This window comes from Rhodanobacter aciditrophus, assembly GCF_042679525.1.
Classification (GTDB): domain Bacteria; phylum Pseudomonadota; class Gammaproteobacteria; order Pseudomonadales; family Marinomonadaceae; genus Marinomonas; species Marinomonas aciditrophus.
Genome location: NZ_JBHTMN010000007.1, coordinates 277,144 through 298,799 on the forward strand (window position 1 = coordinate 277,144; position 21,656 = coordinate 298,799).

Annotated in this window: 18 protein-coding genes; 11 read left to right on the forward strand and 7 right to left on the reverse strand. The window is 48.2% G+C overall.

What is annotated here, in order from left to right:
* The first annotated feature begins 41 nt into the window (after nt 1-41).
* From ACFQ45_RS06630 to ACFQ45_RS06645, 4 genes are all read left to right on the forward strand, one after another.
* A complete protein-coding gene (locus ACFQ45_RS06630; RefSeq protein WP_377366210.1) occupies nt 42-1,163 on the forward strand; it encodes an extracellular solute-binding protein in 1,122 nt (373 codons plus the stop codon).
* Nucleotides 1,164-1,745: 582 nt separating this feature from the next.
* A complete protein-coding gene (locus ACFQ45_RS06635; RefSeq protein ID WP_377366211.1) occupies nt 1,746-2,537 on the forward strand; it encodes a hypothetical protein in 792 nt (263 codons plus the stop codon).
* Nucleotides 2,538-2,652: 115 nt separating this feature from the next.
* Nucleotides 2,653-3,741: a hypothetical protein gene (locus ACFQ45_RS06640; protein ID WP_377366212.1), complete on the forward strand. Its 1,089-nt coding sequence runs from the start codon at nt 2,653-2,655 to the stop codon at nt 3,739-3,741.
* A gap of 13 nt (nt 3,742-3,754) precedes the next feature.
* Nucleotides 3,755-4,303 carry a hypothetical protein gene (locus tag ACFQ45_RS06645; protein WP_377366213.1) on the forward strand — a complete coding sequence of 183 codons (549 nt, stop codon included), beginning with the start codon at nt 3,755-3,757 and terminating at the stop codon, nt 4,301-4,303.
* 411 nt (nt 4,304-4,714) lie between these two features.
* On the opposite strand, the gene ACFQ45_RS06650 is transcribed toward ACFQ45_RS06645, so the two are convergent.
* The 6 genes from ACFQ45_RS06650 to betC all read right to left on the reverse strand — a co-directional run bounded on the left by ACFQ45_RS06650 (nt 4,715) and on the right by betC (nt 12,184).
* Nucleotides 4,715-6,124: an alanine/glycine:cation symporter family protein gene (locus ACFQ45_RS06650; RefSeq protein ID WP_377366214.1), complete on the reverse strand. Its 1,410-nt coding sequence runs from the start codon at nt 6,122-6,124 to the stop codon at nt 4,715-4,717.
* Between the two features lie 184 nt (nt 6,125-6,308).
* Nucleotides 6,309-8,051, reverse strand: a complete 1,743-nt coding sequence (locus ACFQ45_RS06655) for a potassium/proton antiporter (protein ID WP_377366215.1) — start codon at nt 8,049-8,051, stop codon at nt 6,309-6,311.
* Nucleotides 8,052-8,174: 123 nt separating this feature from the next.
* Nucleotides 8,175-8,612, reverse strand: a complete 438-nt coding sequence (locus tag ACFQ45_RS06660) for a hypothetical protein (RefSeq protein ID WP_377366216.1) — start codon at nt 8,610-8,612, stop codon at nt 8,175-8,177.
* 101 nt (nt 8,613-8,713) lie between these two features.
* Entirely contained in the window at nt 8,714-9,361 is a 648-nt protein-coding gene (locus tag ACFQ45_RS06665) for a pyridoxamine 5'-phosphate oxidase family protein (protein ID WP_377366217.1), read from the reverse strand.
* Nucleotides 9,362-9,599: 238 nt separating this feature from the next.
* Nucleotides 9,600-10,541, reverse strand: a complete 942-nt coding sequence (gene choX / locus ACFQ45_RS06670; protein WP_377366218.1) for a choline ABC transporter substrate-binding protein — start codon at nt 10,539-10,541, stop codon at nt 9,600-9,602.
* A 110-nt stretch (nt 10,542-10,651) separates the two neighbouring features.
* Nucleotides 10,652-12,184, reverse strand: coding sequence for a choline-sulfatase (gene betC, locus ACFQ45_RS06675; RefSeq protein WP_377366219.1), 1,533 nt, complete (start codon nt 12,182-12,184; stop codon nt 10,652-10,654).
* 129 nt (nt 12,185-12,313) lie between these two features.
* Here betC and ACFQ45_RS06680 point away from each other — a divergent pair, with 129 nt between their 5' ends.
* Entirely contained in the window at nt 12,314-13,231 is a 918-nt protein-coding gene (locus tag ACFQ45_RS06680) for a choline sulfate utilization transcriptional regulator (RefSeq protein WP_377366220.1), read from the forward strand.
* A 51-nt stretch (nt 13,232-13,282) separates the two neighbouring features.
* Here the strand turns inward: ACFQ45_RS06680 and ACFQ45_RS06685 are convergent, their stop codons facing one another.
* Nucleotides 13,283-14,287 carry an ABC transporter substrate-binding protein gene (locus tag ACFQ45_RS06685; RefSeq protein ID WP_377366221.1) on the reverse strand — a complete coding sequence of 335 codons (1,005 nt, stop codon included), beginning with the start codon at nt 14,285-14,287 and terminating at the stop codon, nt 13,283-13,285.
* A gap of 540 nt (nt 14,288-14,827) precedes the next feature.
* Here ACFQ45_RS06685 and ACFQ45_RS06690 point away from each other — a divergent pair.
* The 6 genes from ACFQ45_RS06690 to ACFQ45_RS06715 all read left to right on the forward strand — a co-directional run bounded on the left by ACFQ45_RS06690 (nt 14,828) and on the right by ACFQ45_RS06715 (nt 21,654).
* Nucleotides 14,828-16,186, forward strand: coding sequence for an amidohydrolase family protein (locus ACFQ45_RS06690; protein WP_377366222.1), 1,359 nt, complete (start codon nt 14,828-14,830; stop codon nt 16,184-16,186).
* Nucleotides 16,187-16,260: 74 nt separating this feature from the next.
* Nucleotides 16,261-17,661 carry a MocR-like pyridoxine biosynthesis transcription factor PdxR gene (gene pdxR, locus ACFQ45_RS06695; RefSeq protein WP_377366223.1) on the forward strand — a complete coding sequence of 467 codons (1,401 nt, stop codon included), beginning with the start codon at nt 16,261-16,263 and terminating at the stop codon, nt 17,659-17,661.
* A gap of 68 nt (nt 17,662-17,729) precedes the next feature.
* Complete coding sequence (locus tag ACFQ45_RS06700) at nt 17,730-18,164, forward strand: hypothetical protein (RefSeq protein ID WP_377366224.1); 435 nt, start codon at nt 17,730-17,732, stop codon at nt 18,162-18,164.
* 414 nt (nt 18,165-18,578) lie between these two features.
* On the forward strand, nt 18,579-19,631 hold the full coding sequence (locus tag ACFQ45_RS06705) for a hypothetical protein (RefSeq protein ID WP_377366225.1): 1,053 nt from the start codon (nt 18,579-18,581) through the stop codon (nt 19,629-19,631).
* Between the two features lie 68 nt (nt 19,632-19,699).
* On the forward strand, nt 19,700-20,134 hold the full coding sequence (locus ACFQ45_RS06710; RefSeq protein ID WP_377366226.1) for a tripartite tricarboxylate transporter TctB family protein: 435 nt from the start codon (nt 19,700-19,702) through the stop codon (nt 20,132-20,134).
* Nucleotides 20,135-20,151: 17 nt separating this feature from the next.
* On the forward strand, nt 20,152-21,654 hold the full coding sequence (locus ACFQ45_RS06715) for a tripartite tricarboxylate transporter permease (RefSeq protein WP_377366227.1): 1,503 nt from the start codon (nt 20,152-20,154) through the stop codon (nt 21,652-21,654).
* Nucleotides 21,655-21,656 lie beyond the last annotated feature (2 nt).

The following is a 21,656-nucleotide window of genomic DNA, read 5'->3' on the forward strand; positions in this document are numbered from 1 at the left end:
AGCCCAATGCATGGTCTAATCATCACTAAAGGAACCAAACCATGACTCAAGCGAGCCGATTCAAACGTCGTGTTTTACCCATTGCAGGTATGGTCTGTGCACTGGGTGCGGGTGTGACACCTGCCATGGCTGAGACGCTAAAATTTTATAACTGGTCTGACTACATTGCAGAAGACACCATCGATAAATTTGAAGCCGAAACAGGCATCGAAGTGGTAGAAGATGTGTTCGACAGTAATGAAGTGCTAGAAGCCAAGCTGTTAGCAGGGAACTCTGGCTACGATCTTGTGGTGCCCACCGCCTCCTTCATGGGACGCCAAATCCAAGCGGGTGTGTTCGACACATTGGACAAATCCAAGCTAACCAACCTAGATCGCGTGGACCCAGAGTTATTGTCCTTCCTAGAAGCCGTTGATCCCGGTAACCAATACGGTGTGCCTTACCTTTGGGGCACCACAGGCATCGGTTACAACGTGGAAAAGGTCAAAGAAATCCTAGGTGATGATGCCCCTGTGAACAGCTGGGATCTGGTGTTCAAACCTGAAAACATGGAAAAGCTACAGGACTGTGGCGTCATGTTCCTCGACTCACCGGATGAGCTGTACCCGCTAGTGTTGAACTACCTAGGCAAAGATCCAAACAGCCGCACACCAGCAGACTATGCCCTAGACAGCGAAGGCGTCCAACTGCTGAAAAGCGTGCGCCCATACGTGAGCCAGTTCCACTCCTCCCAGTACATTAGCGCCTTGGCAAACGGTGACGCCTGTGTCGCCATCGGTTGGTCTGGTGACGTGATCCAAGCCCAAGACCGTGCCATCGAAGCGGACAACGGCATCAACATCGAATACAGCATTCCAAAAGAAGGCACACAGGTTTGGTTCGACATGTTGGCAGTGCCAAAAGATGCGGACAACAAAGACGCGGCTCACCAGTTTATCGACTTCTTGCTACGTCCTGAAATCATCGCAGACATCTCCAACTACGTGGCCTACGCCAACCCGAACCTAGACGCCATGGATCTACAAGACGAAGAAATCCGTGACAACGAAGGCATCTACCCGCCAAAAGAAGTGAAGGAAAAACTCTTCGCCCAAAAAGTACGCGGCATGCGCATCGAGCGCCTAATGGTACGCCTATGGACAGATGTGAAAACGGGACGCTAACCCAGCATAACCCAAAATAAACATCAAAAAGCCGCCAACTTCACCGAACTTGGCGGCTTTTTCGTACCACTTACTTGTTGGAACCAAATCCTTTTGGTGACGAAGATCGCAACCTAGATGTCAACCAGAAGCCACCACAAACGCCCGAACCTCTGTAGGTCGGGCTTTAGCCCGACAACTACGTGACACCCCAGCTCCTCAGAAAGAAAGCCTCCATGCAATTCAATTCGCTTGCGCATTGTCTTGCTTCGTTCCTTAGCTTCGACCGTCAGCGCGAATTAAACACATGGAGACTTATATCAAGGCCATTGTTATTGGAAATGCCGAAAGAATAGCTTAATCTGTAATCAATGCAGTCATGGATGACGAGAAGCCTACCCTTTTACCTCTCCCTGACAAGCACGGTTATCTGCCAAAACGAATGTGCGTGTATCTCCATGCCTAAGATATTTAAAATATTCATGTACATCAATAGTTTATAAGTTTTTAGTAGAGAGCCAAATACAGAATAATGCGCATGCATAGTTTATCGTATAAACACGCACGCGCATTAAAATTTTATGGGCCTGAAGGAGAAATTAATTGAATTGGAAAGATTGGACCGCTGCCCTTGAAAAGGCTGTAAACTCTCAGATTGAAGCTTGCTTTGAAGAGAGAGAAGATGGGCGGTGGGATGAGAATATAATAACCGCAGACATTTTAAGGGCTCTGAAAAAGTTACATAAAGACCCAGTAAAAGTAGAGGATATTTACCGTTCTACTTCTTGGAATGCATACAAGCTAAAGGGTACTTCTGAAAAAACTCATGGTGATATTGCTCTAATCGTTAAGATTCATTTAGAGTCAGGTAAAAGTGTTGAAGGTGTTGCATTTCTTGAGGCAAAGCGAATTACGTATGGAAGTAAAATCTTATCCGGCTCATTTTCATCAATAAAATGGGATCGATTAAAACAATATTCAGAATCATCTCCGGCTCACTATACAATTCTGTATGATTATTTACCTATAGGAAAGAAACCCACTCCACTTTGTCGAAGCATGGTAACAGTGCATTTACTCGCGTTGAATGAAAAGCATCGAGGAATATATAAACACTCAGAGAACATTTCTGAATTGTTAGGATATCGCTTACTGATGGGGCATGGTCTTGATTATCGAGATTCAATTGTGCTCTCTGCTGCAGGGTTTACAGATTCAGAGATAAGGTATAAGTATGTGGTAACAGCAGATGTCATTGTTTCTCATACTCTTGAGCTGGTTGTTGATAATGATCCTGTGCTGGTGAATCGTGAAAAGTATGGAGATATAGATTCACCCGAAGTAAAGTCAAAGCAAGAATATAATAATGACAATGGTCCATCGTTCGGCCCATAAAAAATCCTGCACACGGATAAAATACTAGCTTCGCTCCTATTTTACCGGTTAGCGCGGCGTTAGCTCTCTAGAGTTTAATCACCACAGTTTGCTTACTATATAAAAGGATTGCTAAATGATTGAAAAAGCAAGTATTAGATTCCATAAGGTTAAAAGCTGTGGGCTTTACCGCGAAAAGGCTAGAAATCCAGAAATGGGATCATTTACAGAAATTGTTAATAATATATATAATTGGTCTAACTCGGGTGGAAGGTTAATCCAAAATACATGTACTTATGAAGTCAGTGAAGATTCAGATATGGATTTTCTCGAAACATACTTAGTAAGCATGAAGCACGATCCGAATTCAGGTGATTATTTTTTAGCAATGTGGAATAGAACGCATGATTCTGGTGACTCTGTATATGCCCTAGATCCTTCGGCTACAATAGACAATATTAATGAAAAAGCTTTGCATAGAGGCAATTTGCCTTCTAGATCTATTCCAGGATATGCAACATATTTCTGGTTAATGCCTTCACAAAACACAATAGCCACAATTACTTTTGGCACCCCTAGAACGGGGATGAAATCATTTTCGTATTGGTTAGAGTCTTTTATTAAAACAGAAAGCCGATATGTAAGGTTTGACGAAAATGATCAGTTTCTTGGGTATGCAGTTGGAAATAACCAACCTAATATAGAATTAGTGCCAAGGTTTACTAGAACACTACATAAAAACCCTGCTAAAAGAGATTTGATTATTCGAAGCCGGGCACAGATCCGAGGTGTAATCAGACGTATAAATTTAGATAGAGCTCAACCTGTTCATGAGGGTACAGTAGATAAACTATTAGGCTTGATTGGAATCGCTAATCAAAATGAACATATGCCACACGAAATACCTTTAACATATGAATTGAACTACACACCATCAGAGGGAGAGTTAAATCGAATTATTGCCAATTATGAGGCTGGTCAAGACAATGGAAGCTGGGAGGATGTTGGATTCAAATTCCCTAAAAATAATGTATTTGGTGCAGATGAAAAAGAATGGCTTAGTAAATCTTACTCAAAAGGTAAAATTAGTATCGATGTAGAATGGGTTGTTGTTGGCCAGCTTCTAAATATGATAAACCTCAAGGACAGCATCAATTCCCGTAGGGAAGAACTAATTGCCTTATTACCTGCACGTGAAGTAAATGTATCACCACAGGTGGCTTGATATGAACCTCAGAATGAAGTGGTTGTTAATCATATTAGCCTCTTCAATTGCATTGGTAACTTTATATTTTTTATTCATAGCTGGTAAAAATATAAGTTATGAAGCGCAATCTAAGTATTTTGACAATGTTCGAACTATAGCCTCAATTATATTTGGTGTAACTGGTGCATGGTTAGCTATTACCTATCCCAAAGCCTTAAGTTCAGCTTCTGCTGCTAGACAAGCTTCTGCTGATGAGAGAACCGAAGCACTTAATAGAGCTACTGAAGATTCGAAGATACTTATTGGCTTTGTTAGAACGATGATAATTTCCATTGTTGTTATAGCAATTTCATTATCAGTACCTTTTGTAAAAGAAATATTGGCATTGTATCAGTGGGCAATTGATATAAAAGAATACTTCCGAGGAATTTTATATACGTTACTTGGAATTACTTCAATAGTTCAACTTGCATTGCTAGGTCTTACCTTAAGAAATACTTATTTAGCATTGACTGAATTAAATAGGGAAACAGCAGAGGCTGTCACTCGTGCTGAGCGAGATAGAAATCGCGAGTACTAGAGAGCTAAAAAGCTGTTAAAAAGGACAAAAAATAGTAGTCTTTTCTCCTTCTCCGCTTATTTTTACCAACTATTTTATTGCCTGTTAACAGGGCGTTATGTGTAATTTCTATCGGAGTCTGGGTAGCCTTCATAGGCTAAAGTTTCCGCTAAGGTTTGCGGATGCCCGTTGAAGCGGAAGATCCAAAAAACAGCAAAAGTCCGAACGATCTCATTCCTTAGCATCCTGAAAGACTGAGATCATGCTAATAATGAGAGCCAATGGCGAAATCTATATTAGCGAGTTCAGCAAGCTTGCATCTTAGTTTAGGTGCATTTGGTGCTTTGTTTTTAGTATTGTCTGTTGCATTTCCCCCCAAAAAAGCCCGCACAAGGCGGGCTTCATCATCAGATCTAAAAGCTTAAAACACCATCAATCCTGTTTTGGCTTCTCATTCCAAACGCTCAGATCAATGTCTTTTTGCACTTCTTGGAAGTCATCAGGGTTAAACACAGGGGTGTGTGTTTTGTTCTGGGCGAAGTAGTCTTTGGTCAGTTTCACCACCAAGCCAGACAGCAAGACGATGGCGATGAGGTTGATGGTGGCCATTAAGCCCATGGCCGCATCGGCGGCGTTGAAGACCATTGCCACGCTTTCGTACGCACCCCAAGGAATCATGGCTAACGCTAGGATACGCAGGACAAAGATGCCCGGTTTTGTGGCCCATTTTAGGTAGGTCAGGGCGTTTTCAGCGTAGCTGTAGTTACCAATGATGGAGGTAAAGGCAAAGAAGAAGATTGCGATCGCCACGAAGTAATGACCGCCCGCACCAACGTGATGAGACATAGCCGATTGCGTCAGTACAATGCCTGACTCACCGTTGCCCAATACTCCAGACAAGAGAATCATCAAGGCCGTTGCGGTACAGATCAGCAAGGTATCAATGAACACGCCTAACGACTGCACCATGCCTTGTGACGCTGGGTGGTGAGGATTAGGAGTGGCTACGGCGGCAATATTTGGCGCAGAACCCATACCTGCTTCGTTGGAGAAGAGGCCACGTTTGACGCCGTTTAACAAAGCGCCTGCCACACCGCCTGCGGCTTGCTCGATACCAAAAGCACTCTTGAAGATCAAGGCGAACATAGCTGGCACCTGCTCAATGTTCATGGCGATGATAAACAACGCCAACAGCAGGTACGCAATGGCCATAAAGGGCACCACGATCTCAGCAAAGCGTGCAATCTTCTTGATACCGCCAAAGATCACGATGGCCGCCAGACCCATGATGATCAGGCCTGTGGCCATTTTAGGGATGCCAAAGGCGCCTTCCATTGCTCCTGCGATGGAGTTGGCTTGTACCGCGTTGAACACCAAGCCAAAGGCAAGGATCAAGGCGAGGGAGAAGATAGCTCCCGCCCAAGGTGCTTTTAGGCCTTTACTGATGTAGAACGCAGGGCCACCGCGAAGCTGGCCGTTTTGGTCACGAACCTTGTAAAGCTGTGCCAAGGTGCTTTCAGCATAGGCCGTTGCCATACCGATTAAAGCCACTACCCACATCCAAAAGATCGCCCCTGCGCCACCTAGGGCTAAGGCTACTGCGACCCCTGCCATGTTCCCCGTGCCCACACGGGAAGCCAGACTGGTACACAAAGCTTGGAAAGGAGAGATGCCACCACGGTCGCTTTGGGGGGCTTTAAAAACGGTGCGGACGAATTCAGGGAAGTGGCGTATTTGAATGAAACCTAGGCGAAGGGTGAAGTACACACCCACAGCCAATAGGCCGTAAATAAGAACATAGCCCCAAAAGAAGGTGTTCAGCGAGTCAATTAAAGTGGCCATCAGGCGCTCCCAGTTGGTCTTGTCGTTATGATTTGCAGGAATGAGCTCTGATAGAGCTCGAAGAAACCCCCTATTTTTGGGAGGAGGTTTCTTAAAAAAGGGGCAAGACTAGCGTTTCAGGGAAAATAGGCAAGCAAAAAGGCCTGATAAATGCGCATAAATGGTGCAAATTTAATCAATTGGCCTAATTATGGTGCGTTTTTGAGCGAATGATCTTCAAACCAAACTGGGTAATTTCCCCCGCTTCTAGCTCACGAACGGTCAGCTCGATTTCACCAAAGCGGTATTTATCCCCCACCACCACATGGCCGCGGAACTTGTCTAAGAAGAACTCTTTGACGGTGCTGTCCAGATACTTTTCTTCCATAAAGAAGAAGTAGTTGTAAGCCAGATCCCGCAGTTTGGCGTCGCTGTTGACCACGAAGTCCCCGTAGAACTGACTCATGGTGGTGCGCTGTAGGGCTTGGCCTGGGGTAAAGGCGCGGTTAAGTTCTTGATCGTCTTCCACTTGGGAGAAAAATGCCGCTTTATCAAGGGCTTGTAGCGCTTGATCAGGCTCCAGCAAGAGTTGTCCACTGCGCATGACACCCATTGGGCGCGAGTATTGGGTCGTCGGTAAAGACTCCAAGGGAGAGCCCACCAGATCGCTGTCTTCAGGGACGTGATACACCAGAATATGGCGGTTGTGGTAATCGTCAAAGGCCAAGCTAAAGGAGCTTGGGGTCGCCGCTTTGTCAGGCAGCTCCAATTTAAGCCAACGGGCCACTTGGGGAATCGTCCAGCCCTGTAATACCAAGGACATGATCACCACCACAAAGACCAGGTTGAAATAAATAGGGGTTTGCTCCACCCCTGATAACGAAGGATACAAGGCCAGAATGATCGGCACCGCCCCCCGTAAACCACACCAACTGATAAACACCTGCTCACGCCAAGGAAAGTGAAACGGTAGTAGAGACAGGAGCACCGCAATCGGACGAGCAATAAAGATCAACACGGCACCGATCGCCAATGCTGGGATGATCACTGGGCCGATTTGGCTGGGCACGACTAGCAGACCCAACATCAAGAACATGCCGATCTGGCTCAACCACGCCATGCCGTCGTGAAATCGATGAACGTCTTTTTTGTAGGGCATGTTGGTGGAGTTCCCCAGCATCACACCCACAATGTAAATGGCGAGGAAGCCGCTGCCGCCCCACAGGTTGGTAATGCCAAAGATGCTCAAACCTGCGGAAGTGACCAATAATGGGTACAAGGAGCTGGTGAGGTGTAACTTGGGCAATACCCGATTTAATACATAGCCACCGGACAAACCGATTAATAAACCTAAGCCCATTTGCTGTACCAGCTCCAACAACATGGCCAGACCAAGGTTGGTGTTGCTGGTGCTGATCAACTCCACCATGGTGATGGTTAAGAAGATCGCCATAGGATCGTTGGCACCGGACTCAATCTCTAGGGTCGCGCCGGTACGTTCTTTTAGACGTAAGCCTGCGTTACGGATCAAACCAAATACCGCGGCCGCATCCGTGGAGCCGATAATCGCCCCCATCAAGATGCTTTCTTTCCATGGGAACCCCAGCAAGAAATGCACGGCAGCCCCCGTGAGCCCAGCGGTGACTAACACCCCCACGGTGGCCAGCATAAAGGCGGGTTTTAAACTGATGGAGAAGGTTTCTTTACGTGTTCCGAGACCACCGTCCAGTAGGATGGCGGCAAGGGCTAGGTTACCAAACAGAAATGCCAAACCAGAATTGTCGAACTGGATACCGCCAATGCCATCTTCCCCTGCGAGCATGCCAACGACTAAGAAAATCAACAGCAGGGGCGCCCCAAGGCGGCGTGATAGAACGCTGGCAAGGATACTGAGCAGGGCAAGCAACCCAGCTAAAAATATGTACTGGCTCGATATTTCGATGGTCATGAGTGCGCTATCCGTCGGGCATTTACATGAAAAGGGGTCCTTTCAGTGTATGAAAAGTCTGTGCCACCGACCATAGCAAAGTGACTGATTCTGCTGGATTTTCTTAATCTAGCGTGAGACTGACTAAGTTTTAGAAGGGTGAGGCTGGCTGCCCTTAAGAGCCCACTGCCAGAGCATGTGATTGACCTGTTGGGAATAAGTGATACATAGACCCATGCCCCATAACACAAAGAAGGGTACGCCAAATACAGGATGTGTGACCAGATAAGTGATGAAAAACACAGCGCAGGAAGCCATGAATAACCCGGTGGCAAAGACACAGTAGAGGGCTTTTTGACGCAAGTTGGCGGTTAAAAACGAGCCGCTTTTGGTAGATGACGCTGGAAGGTGGAAGACGGATTTTCTGAGAACTACGGCGCACCAGATACCGAGTACGACAGCGACAGTCGCCATAATCGAGCCACTTAACCAATACTCTAAAATAGGTGAAAGGGCAGCACACAGTAGAGTGAAGACGAGGACGAAAAGCGCCTCAAGGTTGATTGGCTTAGATGTTGGCATACTGAATACCCCTGCGTCCTGCATTGAAAGAGGTATTCAGTGTATCGCTATTAAATAATAATCACTAGCATTTATGCCGTCTGACCGCAGGGCTTTCCAGACTATTTAGCGTGGGGCGCCGTTGGTGCAGGGTAGTCTTGGGTCTGATCGTCGTTTTGCTGTGGCGCTTGCCATTGTTTTTCCAGTGGCAGCACGCCTGCCCAAACGGGCCAATCGAAATCCTCGTCATCATCCAGAGCTCCTTGCGCTCGCACTTTGACACTGGCTTCTTCGATCTTGATGCGTACCAGTCCTGTGGCTTTGACTTCGATGTCCTTCACTGGGCGTAGGCTGTCCCAACGGTTCGGGGAGACTTTGTCTACGAACAGCTTAAAGTGGCGCATTTTTTCATCGTAATCTTCAATGGGCTCAGGCACACCAAATAAGGTCACGGAACGGTAGTTCACCGAGTGGTGAAACGCTGAGCGGGCCAGCACTAATCCATCCAGCTCACAAACGTTAATACACACCTTTTGACCTTCTTTTACCGCCCCATGGGTGTTACGTGCTTTGCTGTGGGCATGCCAGTAAAGGTAATCCCCTTCGCGCCAATGGCAGGTTGGGGTCACGAATACTTGGCCATTCATCTGCTGGCCAATGTGACACAGTAGGGTGTCATCTAGGATTTTGTGTACCAGCTCAACATCGTAAGAAGCGCGGTTTGCCCCACGTTTTACGGTGCTGGTTGGCGTTTGCAATGACGCTGACATGGTCTTTCCTCTGGTGAAAATCAATGGTTACGGTCTGTCGTGGGAGTAAAGTCATCATAGAAGGAGTTGGATGTGTTAAAAATGACCAGATTACATTTATTTAACCAGTCCAGATTGTTGTCGGTTCAGATATAGAGTCAGTTTAGATGGTCGTCAGATACAAAAACGCCCACTCCAAGGAGTGGGCGTTGGTGATGCTCAAAGGCTTGCCGTTAAAGTAGCGGCAAAGGCGGGGGAATTACAGGCCAAGAGCGCTGTTTACCGCCGCAAGACCCGGTTGACCAGAGGTAGTGGTTACGCCTTCTAACCAGTCAGACAGTACGGCTGGGTTGTCCTGTAGCCATTTTTTCGCTGCGTCGTTGGCAGACATGCCTTCATCCGTCATAGAAATCACGGTGTTCTCCATGTTTAGAGTGAATTCCATGTTTTCTAACAACTGGGCCACGTTGCCACATTCGCTGGCGTAGCCTTTACGTGTCACTGTGTGGATGGTCGCGCCGCCGTAGTTTGGACCGAAGTACTCGTCACCACCGGATAGGTACTGTAGGTCAAAGTTCACGTTCATTGGGTGTGGTTCCCAAGCTAGGAAGACGATGAAGTTTTCTCGTTTCACCGCGCGAGACACCTGAGCCAGCATGGCTTGCTCGCCAGACTCAACCACACGCCATTCCCCTAGACCAAAGTCGTTCTTGTCGATCATGTTCATCAGGTTCTGGTTGGCTGGAGAGCCTGCACCAATCCCGTAGATACGGCTACGGAAATCTTTGGAGAACTTCTCAAGGTCAGCGAAATCTGTCACGCCTGCGTCAGCCACGTATTGTGGCACGGCTAGGGTGAATTTAACCCCTTCCAAGTTGGTGCGAATCACGTCTAGGCTGTCTTTGTATTTTTCCAAAAACGCCGTTTGTGCTGGCATCCAGTTACCTAGGAAAACGTCAATTTCGCCGTTTTTAAGGCTTTCGTAACCGATTGGCACCGCCAATAATTTGATATCAGTGCTGTAGCCAAGCGCTTCTAAAACAGTGGTTGCTAAACCGTTTGTCGCGCCGATGTCTGTCCAGCCTGGATCCGTCATGGTGACCGTTTGGCATTGCTCTGGCACGGCCGCGAAGGCTCCGCTGGAAATCGCAGCAGTGGTGAAGGTGGCAATAAGCGTTTTTGATAAGCGCGGGTTTTTCATGAATCGGTTCCTCTGTGATATCTAATCATTTGGTAGTGAAACGAGTTGTTATTACAAATCGGTAACAGGTCTCTTGAGAGAGCCTCTTGAGCTCTCCCAAGAGCATAACATTACACTTTTGGATAACGCGACTTGGCTTCTAGATCATCCAGATCAATATGGTTACGCATGTACATCTCTGTTGCCGGGAAGTACGGCTGGTGATCCCATGCGATGTTGGTTTCGCCTTCGCCCATGGCGCGAACGATCAGACGACGGCGACGTTGGCTGATTTTCACGGCTTGGGTAATGGCATCAGAGTCCCAACGTTGCAATGCTTCTTCTCTGAAAGCTTTAACCACGTCGGCGTGCTCTGGGTCTTGCGCCAAGTTTGTTAGCTCAAGAGGGTCCTTCTCTAAATCGTATAATTGGTCTGGGTCGATGGAACAGTGTACGTATTTATATTGACCGCGGCGAATCATAAACAAGGGGGCGATAGCGCCTTCGCCACAGTACTCGCCAATCACTTCATCGTGACCGCCGTCTTTGCCTTCCACGTGAGGGACTAGCGTGCGTCCATCAATCGGCATAGCGTATTCTGTGCCTTGGTTTTCAGTCGCCCAGTCCACAAAGGTAGGCAATAAGTCCATGGTCGATACGGACGCTTTTACGCGTTTTGGCTCAAAACGGTTAGGCGCACAAACGATCAGAGGCACGCGGGCGGAGCCTTCGAAGTAAGACATCTTGTACCAAAGATTACGTTCACCCAGCATGTCACCGTGGTCCCCAGAGAATACGATGATGGTATCTTCATCTAGGTTACAGTCTTTCAGGGCTTTCAGAAGTCGACCTACTTGGTCATCCACATAGCTGCAAGCGCCGTAGTAAGCATGACGAGCGTTGCGCACTTCTTCTTCTGAGATCTCTTGGTCGTAGTAGGCGTAAACGTCCTGCAAACGGCGAGAGTGCGGGTCTTGGTCTTCTTTCGCAATGGTGACCTTAGGCAAGTCGATCTCATCATGATCATAGCGATCCCAGTATTCTTTGGTGATGGCGTAAGGATCATGGGGGTGCGTCATGGACACGGTTAAACAGAACGGACGTTCTTGCTTGCCGCGGGCATAGTCGTATAGGTAACGCTCGGCGTGGAACACAACCTCGTCGTCAAAGTCCAGTTGGTTACTGCGCACACAAGTACCGGCATCCGTCACAGAAGACATGTTGTGATACCAAGTTGGGCGTGTGTCTGGGTCATCCCAGTTTGGGAACCAGCCGTAGTCCGCTGGGTAGATGTCTGTGGTAAGACGCTGCTCAAAACCATGGAGTTGGTCTGGGCCACAGAAATGCATCTTGCCTGACAGGGCAGTTTGGTAGCCTTTTTCGCGCATGTAGTATGGGAAAGTTGGGATGTCCGCAGGGAAGTCTGCAGCGTTGTCCCATGCACCGATTCGGGTCGGTAGCTGCCCTGTCATGAGTACATAACGGGATGGCGCGCACAACGGGCTGTTGGTGTAAGCCGAGTCAAATACCACGCCCTTCTCCGCCAAGGAAGCAAGATGTGGGACTTTCGCGGTTTTACCGCCATAAAAGGGTAAGGCAGAGGCTGCCATTTGGTCAGCCATGATGAATAGAATGTTGGGCTGTTTAGAAGTCTTGTTGCTCAATTTTGGTGCCTCTATTAAATAAGTGAAAATAATGTCACTGGTGTATAGATTGTGTATGGTTACTAGGTTGCACCCTATAAAACTGTGTGTAAACTGACTGAAATATTATGATTGGGATAAGCTGAACTAATGTTATCTGAAAGCGACATGCCACCCTTACAAATGTTGGTGGTGTTTGAGTCTTCGGCTCGACACTTAAGTTTTACCGCTGCTGCTCGAGAGTTGGGGACCACCCAACCCGCTATAAGCCAGCAAGTGAAAGCCTTAGAGGCATTTTTGAACACACCACTTTTTCGTCGTGTGTACCGTGGCGTGGAGCTCACAGACGAAGGTCATATTTTGCTAAAAACGACTCAGTCGAGCTTCAGTGAGATCCGCAAGGTGGTCAGTTTTATCCGCAAAAAAAATAAGACCCCGCGAATTAATGTCGCAACGGATTTCGCTTTTGCCGCTTATTGGCTAATGCCGCGCTTGCCAGAGTTTCGAAAAGAGCACCCAGAGATCGAGATTCGCCTGCATACCGCCCAGAGTAATGTGGATGTGGGGTTGCAAGACATCGATCTGGCAATTGTCTTCAGTGATGGTTTGCACAAAGGTTTTGTGTCGGAAAAATTGTTCGAAGAAGAGGTGTTCCCTGTTTGCAGTCCGAAGTTAGCAGAGGAATATGGGCCGTTTAACCAGTTAGCCGACATCAGTAGTGCGCCCCTGCTAAAGCTTCACGCGGAGTCCGATGAAAAGTGGATGGTTTGGGAGCGCTTATTTGAACAGCACAACAGTCTTTGGTCGCCCCTACAAACGGTGATGGAGTTTGATAACTATACCCTGCTGTTACAGGCGGCTATTGCTGGGCAAGGGGTGGCGCTGGGGTGGGGCACCCTAGTGGATGATATGTTGGACAAGAATCTGTTGACCGCCTTTCCGGCGTTTTCGACCCGTTCGTCCAATGGCTATTTCTCAGTCATGTCACCGTCTCAGGTAGAAGATCCTGTGGTGAAGACTTTTAAAGAGTGGCTTCACAAAAAGACCGCACCGTTGCCGGTGCGGTAAATCGTCAGGATTGCGATGGGTGAACATCGCTGACGAGGCAATCGAAAACGCTTATTTCAATACACTGCGGTTGATAGCGGATTCAGGATCAAAGCTGTCTACAGGCTTGTTCTGGGCTTTTGCTGTCCACTGCCAAGTCGTAGCAAGGCGTTCAGGCGTCAGGGCGCCCATGCCGTCACGCTCAGACACGGCGTTAAACACCAGACCTTTAATGGATTTGATGGTGTCGGTGGCGGTGGCTGCATCCACTTCTGGCACCATGTCATGGACGATCTCACCGCTTTCTTCAGGGTGGGACCAAGTGTAATCAATGGCTTTGGCGTAGGCGGTAACAAAGCGCTTCGCCACTTCTGGCTGTTCTGATAAGAATCGATCAGAGCCAATAATCGAGGTGGCGTAGAAGGCGAGACCAGCGTCGTACCAAGGCATCACCTTAATGGATTTGTCTGCGATCTGAGCTTGATGCTCGTATTTCACCGTATCCGTCACCCAAGAAATCACCACGTCCGTATTGCCTTGAATCAACATGGCGTTCAGAGCGCCCGGATCGGCTTTGGTCAACTTGATGCTGTCTTCTGGTACGCCATTCACATTCAGTAGCAGAGGCAAAAACACGTTGGAAGAGGTGTAAGGGGAAGTGGCGATGCGCTTGCCTTCCACGTCTTTGACGCTTTCAATTCCCGAATCTTCCAACACAAAGAAAGCATGGGGGGCTTCACTGAAGACGGAATAAACGGCGCTCACGGGCACTTCGTTTTCTGCTTTAGCCATCAACAGGGCGACCAAGTCACTTAGTCCCATGTCGGCGTTGTTGGTGGCGAGCTTGGTGATGGCATCGTTTGAACCACGGCCTGTGGCCACGCTCACGTCTAGGTCTTGCTCCTCAAAGAAGCCTTTTGCAAGGCCCACATAAATCGGTGCTTTGTCCCCGCCTGGTAGCCAATCAAGCTGGAAACGAACCGCGTCCGCTGCAAACGCAGAAGCGCTCACAGAGGCTAGACCAGCCAAGGCAAGAGTGCGGGCAATAGGGTGTTTTACAAGATGAAATTTGGACATAGTGAGACTCCGAAATGATCGATTAATCCGCTAGGCGGAATGAACACGACAAAGTCACGAAGTCGGTGTGGGTGAGGGCGAGAGGATCGGGGTTACACAGCGAGTACAACGGCTGTCACTTCCCATTCCACACGCCGCTTCGGCATCGTCGAATGGGAGTGAGCAATGCCCGGGTATCATCAATACCTGACCGCTTCTACTCAGCTCCAATGGGCCTCTTTAGGAGACCTTGGTTATGATAATGCAAGCGATAGGCCAACTTTTAACCCCATGATTGGCGACGTTTTATGTTTTTCTGCACTATAACGGAACATTATTAGTCTTGGTCTAACCGTTTTGGTGAGATTTAGTTGTGAAACGAGCGTTTCACGCTGGTATAAGATTTGCTTCTCATTTTAATGGCTTGCCGTCGTGGCGATGCCTTACTTATTACCCTATGTAATTTGTACTTTATGTAATGTGTACCCAATGCAAAAGAGTAGAAGCGGTTAGCATCGTTATGACGATCAAGACATTGCTCTTTCCAACTCAGGAGAGGACATGAGCCGCTATCTCATACAGAACTTATCCGCCATGCCAACCGTTGCGGGTTCGGCCAACAGTATTCGCATTCAAGACGGTGTGATCACCGCCCTAGGTGAAGATTTACCTTTAGAAGATGGAGAAATCGCCATCGATGGCTGTCATTGTGTGGCTTACCCCGGTTTTGTGAACACTCACCACCATCTTGCCCAGTCCGTGTTAAAAGGCATCCCTGAAGGTCGTCAGGTCCCCCTAGGGGAATGGTTGGCGCAAGTGCCCTACCGTTATTGGCCCAAGATTACCCCAGAAGACATGTATGTGGCCGCCAAAGTGGGCTTTTATGAGTTGCTGCGCTCGGGTGTCGCCACCTGTGCGGATCAGCATTATTTGTATCATGCGGGCACTTCCCCTGAGTTAGAGGATGCGGTTTGGCAGGCAGCAGAAGAGCTGGGTATTCGCTTTGCTTTGTGTCGCGGGGCCACGACCACCACTGGCAGCCATCGAGGCATGCAGGGCAATCGGATTCAGCCAGAAACCTTAGATATGGCCCTCAGCCGTATGGAAGCCAGTCGTCAGCGCTACCATGATGGTTCAGAGTTGAGTATGCGCCGCTTGGTGGTGGCGCCCACCAGCTTGGTACACACGTCTCCTAAAGACGATCTGCTGGCTTTTGGTAAGTTTGCCAAAGCCAATGGGCTAAAACGCCATTCCCATCTGTTAGAAGTCAGCTACGACGAGCAAGTGGCGCAAACCCAACATGGCATGAGCGCCGTGGACTATGCGGAATCCTGTGGTTGGCTGGGGGAGGACGTTTGGTTTGCCCATCTGGTGAAAGCCGATCGTCCAGCCATTGAAAAATTGGCTCAGTCTGGGACACGTATTGCCCATTGTCCTACGTCTAATAGCCGTCTTGGCAGTGGTATTGCGCCAGTGATTGAGATGGCTCAAGCAGGCATGAAGATCACCCTAGGGGTGGATGGCTCAGCTTCCAGTGAAGGAGGTTCCATGCTCCAAGAGATGAACCTTGCTTGGTTGCTGCACCGCACCCAGCATGGGGCCGACGCCACCAGTCCAGAGGGCGTTATGGGGTTGGCCACAGAAAATGGCGCTGACCTTTTAGGGTTTAAAACAGGCCAACTGGCCGTGGGTTATGGGGCAGATATTGTCCTGTATCGTTTAGACAATCCTCGTTTGGCTGGCATTCATCAAAGTGAATGGGCCCCTGTCATGGCGGGTGAACCCTGTGAGATCCACACCAGCTTGGTCAATGGCAAGCCAGTGGTGCAGGACGGGCGAGTCCTCGGGGTAGATGAGCAACAACTGGCCCAAGACGCCATGGCGGTAGTTCAGCGCTTAAAAACTCTGGTCAATGGCTAAATCCTCTGGTGGTAGGTTTAAGATCTGGTAGGCTGAGAATCTAATATTTAAGTAGATTAAGGCCAGTCCAGAACATGATCGCCAGCCTTTCCTTTAGTTTGGAGTCCAATGAGACCCCAAGGTATCAGCAGTTACAGCAACAGCTCTTAGCAGCCATTGAGCAGGGGCGATTGGGGGTAGGTGATAAGTTGCCTTCCAGTCGCTCCTTGGCGCAATCTCTGGGAGTCTCCCGCAGTGTGGTGATTCAGACCTATGAGCAACTCATTGCGGAAGGAGTGCTGATCAGTGAGCCCAAGCGCGGTGTGTTTGTGGCTGCGGTAGAGCGTGTGATGCCTAAAAGCTCGACTGTGGCTCGCTCTCAGCCTGTGGCACCTACGTTTGCGTTTGATTCAGGGGTAGACGTGGGGGCGTTCCCCCGTAAGGCTTGGGCGGCGAGTATGCGTCGTAGCTGGTTGAATCCAGATCCCAATCTACTTACTGGTGGATTTCGGGCGGGCTTTCCGCCTTTGCGTTTGGCCATTGTGGATTATCTCTATGCGCTGCGTGGATTAGAGTGTTCCCCTGAGCAGATTATCCTGACCGCTGGTAATCGGGATGCCTTGGCCCTATTGACCCATGCCCTGCGTTCAGAAACACGGACTTGGCTGTTAGAAAATCCAACCTACCCACCCATTCAAGCAAGCGTGTCCAGTTATGACAGTCTAAGCCTGCCTGTAACAGACCAAGGGGCGCATCCCCCTGAGAACCTACAGCAGTGGGGGGCTATTTTAACTCCTAACCGTCAGTACCCTTTAGGGATTAGCTACAGCTCACCAGTACGGGAGCAATGGCTAGAAGCCTTAGCGTCCGGTCAGGGCTATGTAATTGAGGACGATTACGACAACGAGTTTGTCTATCAAGGCAAACCTCAAGCGCCCCTGATGCAATTAGCCCAGCGCCGTGGGGCGGCCAGCGAGCGGGTGTTTTATGTGGGTAGCTTCTCAAAGGTGCTGTTTCGTGGCTTACGCATGGGCTTTATCGTGGCGCCAAGTTCTCAGGTGGAGCGAATCATGGGGAGTCAGCAGGCTTTGGGGTTATCGGCGTCTTTGCCGGTACAACCGGTGATTGCCGATTTCATGGAGACAGGCAGTTTTTACCGACACCTGAACCGTATGCGCCGCCTGTATCGTCATAAGCGAGACGTGCTGATTGATGCCTTGGACCGTCATTTGGGTCAGTGGTTTGACTGGGAGCGACCCAGTGGTGGCATGCATGTCATCCTGCATGTGAAACCGGACTACACTTCTGATGTTTGGTGGCAAGCTTTGGATCAAGGCTGTCGCGCAAAGGGTTTGCATTTGTCTTGGTTGCATTCGCACTATCCCTCGGGGGAGCCTGCTCCACTAGGGTTGGTGCTAGGTTTTTCTGGACCGGATGAGGCCAATCTGACCCTTTGGGTGTGTTGGATTGCTGACGTGGCGCAAAGAATTGAGTGATTAAACTGGACAAATGCAAATGATACTGATTATCATTAATGAAATTCTCATTGATGGAGAGGTATTCAATGGAACAGTGGCAACGGTTAATCGTGGCAGGTAACAAGGCATTTCATACGGGCAACAATACTGAGGCGGAGATTCACTATCGTGATGCCTCGCGATCGGCACGCCAAATGATCGATTGCTGGTTCGACACGGAAGGAGCGATTAACGCCTTGGTGGTCACAGATTTAAATCTGGCGGAGTGCCAGTGCCGTATGGGGTGCTTTGAGCAAGCCATTGATACTTACTCCTCTTTAAGTTTGGATTTGCGTAAGTTCCAACTGAGCTTTGCTCCGAGTAACCCTATTGTGGGGATGGTAGCCCGTGCTCTAACGCAAATTAAAAAGGAGTTCCTCACTCTGACTCAAACTTATGCTTACGACATTCTTCAGGTCCGTGAAGCGCCTGTGGTGTCAGCGCCTCGTTCGAGTACTTCAGCCATCACTTCTGCCTCTTAATTCCCTTCTTTTTCTGACAAAAGTTTTGACAACCCCACCGGATATTGATGAATATTCGGTGGGGTAACGAACTTTTTTTGTTGTCTTCTTGCTCCAAAATGACAGTATTTTTAGTGTCTTTTATGACGGAATAAGTGAGTTTTATTGCTTGTTTTATAGAGTTTTTTTGGATTTTTATCGCTATTTTGCAGACGTTCATTAGGTTTTTGCGACAGATTTTTACCTGTTTTACTCAGGCCAGATATGGAAAATTTTTTCGTGTTTAGACAGTTGCAAGTGACTTTGTATGATGTATGATTAAGTCGTTCTTTTAGTCAATTTTAAGCGTTTCTCTGTAGGAAGCATCCTTAGAAAAGCTTAAAGAGCGCGATATCTCGTCTAATACAAAAACAACTACGGGACAGGACAATAACTATGAAAAATATTCTAAAAAATGCAAAAGTAGCTGTATTAGCCACTACTCTTGTTGCTGCACCAACAATCGCTTTCGCAGCGGATAACCCAATCCGTGGCAATATCCGTATCGTGATCGGTTCTAAATCGACCGGTGGAGACACTTACCAAGCGTCTTCGATCATTGCCGAAGCGTTAGCAGCCAAAATCGACGCCAACGTTAAAGTAGATGCTGTCGGTTTCTCTGCGGGTTACCAAGCACTTGCACGTGTACCAAGCGGTAACACCCTAATGATCTTCCATGACCAAGCTTACCTAGGCAACTTGTACGGCAAGAAGGGCTATGAAGATCCATTCAAAAAATGGAACGTCGGTCCAACCTTTGCTACCAACCCAGGTAACGCTTACCTAGTCTCTAAAAGTTCTCCATACAAATCTATGGATGAAGTTTTGAATGCGGCAGGTAACGGCGAAACCATCCGTGTTGCGATCCAACCAGGTGGTGTTTCTGAAATCGGTTTCTCTGCAATGAAAAACGCTGTGCGTCTTGCTTACCCAGGCAAAGAAGACAACATTGTTGCTTTGAACACAGGTTCTCAGTCTGATAAAAACCAAGCGATGTTTGACGGTCTAGCGGACGTGATTAACGGTAGTGTGCAAGCCAACGAGCAGTACACTCGCCTGCCTGCTGATGACCAAAAAGCGATGAGCTTTGTTTGGTTGACTGCAAAAGCGTCGACTGTACAAGATGCGAACCCAGAAGGTATGGGACAAACCTCCCGTGATCAGTTGATGCAGTACGCATCCGGCCTTGGTGTAAAAGTGCCAATGGATGCTGAGAACGATTTTACCTTCGATAAAGAGTTCTTCTTCTTGTACAACAAACGTATGTCTAAAGAGACCGTTGAGTTCTTAGACAATGCGTTAGCAGAAGTATTTGCTGACGGTAAAGTTCAAGAAACCCTTAAGAAGTCTTTCTTCATCCCTAATTTCCGTAAATCTGCTGAAGCGCAAGAGCACTTGATGGCGAAACGCGACAGCTACGCGAAAATTATCCAAAGTCTACACAAGTAATCCTTATGTAGATGGCCGCTCCGGGGGTACCTGCCCCCGGAGTGTTTGACTTCTTAGAGAGGTTTGTTATGTCTTGGTTTTCCTCACTGAATAATGTCGTCATCGATTTTGACCAATCTCATCTGTTTTTCCCGCGTATCATCATTGCGCTGGTGTTGATTTTGGGGCTGGTGATTGTGGTGGTGAATTTCCGACCTGTACTACGTGCTATTCGCACAGGCCAATACCAATTTTTTGTTAAGAACGCGGACTTCTTTCGGTTGATCGCGACCTTAGCGTTAATCCCTGCCTACTTCTGGGGTATGGACTTCATCGGGATGATGTTGCCCAACATGGGATTAGGATTTCTTTTGGCATCGATTCCATTTGTGTTCTTAATGTCGATGCTCTACTGCCATGAACGGACGCGCCGCAACCTTATTATCATTACGGCTAATGCATTGATTGCACCGACGCTTGTCTGGGTCGTTTTGTATCATTTCTTCCTTGTATCAATGCCTTAGGCTAGTGGAGTGACACTATGGAGTTTTTAGAATTACTCTCGCCTGCGTACTTCCTATTAGCGGCAGCAGGATCCATTATCGGCATCATTTTTGGTGCGATTCCAGGTATGACAGCCACTATGGCGGTAGCGGTGTGTTTGCCGTTAACCTATACCTTGGGTTTGCACGACGGTTTGGCGCTGTTGCTGGGTCTATACGTGGGTGGCATTTCCGGTGGCTTGGTGCCAGCGGTATTGCTGAACATCCCGGGTACCCCATCTTCTATTACGACAACCTTTGATGGCTACCCCATGGCACAGCGTGGCGAAGCCGAGCGTGCCTTGAAGACTTGTATTGTAGCTTCCTTGTTTGGTGGCTTCTTTAGTGCTGTGATCTTGTTCTTTTTTGCTCCGATCTTGGCGGATTTTGCGATTAAGTTCTCCTATGTTGAGAAGTTCTTGATGATCTTCTTTGCTATGTCGGTGATTGCATCCCTATCGAAAAACATCCTAATGGGGGTTTTCAGTGGCTTATTAGGTGTGCTGTTGAGCTTGATCGGTACCTACGATGTGTCCAACGGTGGTAACGGTGAATACCGTCTGATGGCGGATTTCATGGAGCCCTACTTGGCCTACGGTTTCTCCCTATTGCCAGTGCTGATCGGTTTGTTTGGTATTTCCACCATCATCGAAGAAGCGGAAAAAGGCACCAAGGAAACCTCGGTTGAGAACAAGGTGAACCTGTCCAAAGGTAAGCCGTTTTCCTTCAATATCTTTAAAGGTCAAATCGGTAACCTATTCCGTTCCTCTTCTATCGGTACTTTTGTGGGCATGTTGCCGGGTATCGGTGGTAGTGCAGCGTCTATTTTGGCCTACACCCAGCAGAAAAACTTGTCGAAACAGCCTGAAAAATTAGGCAAAGGTGAGCCGGAAGGTTTGGTGGCGTCTGAGTCTGCCAACAACAGTTTGACCGGTGGTGCCTTGATCCCGCTATTGTCCTTGGGTATCCCAGGTGACAGTACCACAGCGGTTTTGATCGGTGCCTTTACCCTTCAGGGCTTACAAGTGGGGCCGTTGTTTATCGGTGAAAACATCGATACTTGGTACTCCATGATCACTGGCTTGATGTTTGCCAACATTGTGATGTTCATCGTCATGTTCTATGCGATCCGTCACATTGCCAAAGTGGTGTTGATTCCGAAATTTATCCTTTACCCAATCATCGTCATGATGTGTGCGGTAGGTGCTTATGCCATCAACTACGGCATCATGTTTGATGTTTGGACGCTGTTGATTTTCGGTGTGGCCGGTTGGATTTTCACCAAGATTGGTATCGAAGTCGCGCCTTTGGTGATCGGTTTTATCTTAGGTAGCTCTGCGGAAGTCTACTTTGTGAAAAGCTTGGAGTCCTACGGTGAGTACTCGGTGCTTGTGACTAAGAGTCCAATTGCTATGGTGCTTTGGGGGCTGATCATTCTGTCTGTTGTGGTGTCGGTTATGATCCACAAGAAGAGCAAGCAACAAGCGAATAAAGAGGCGTAATC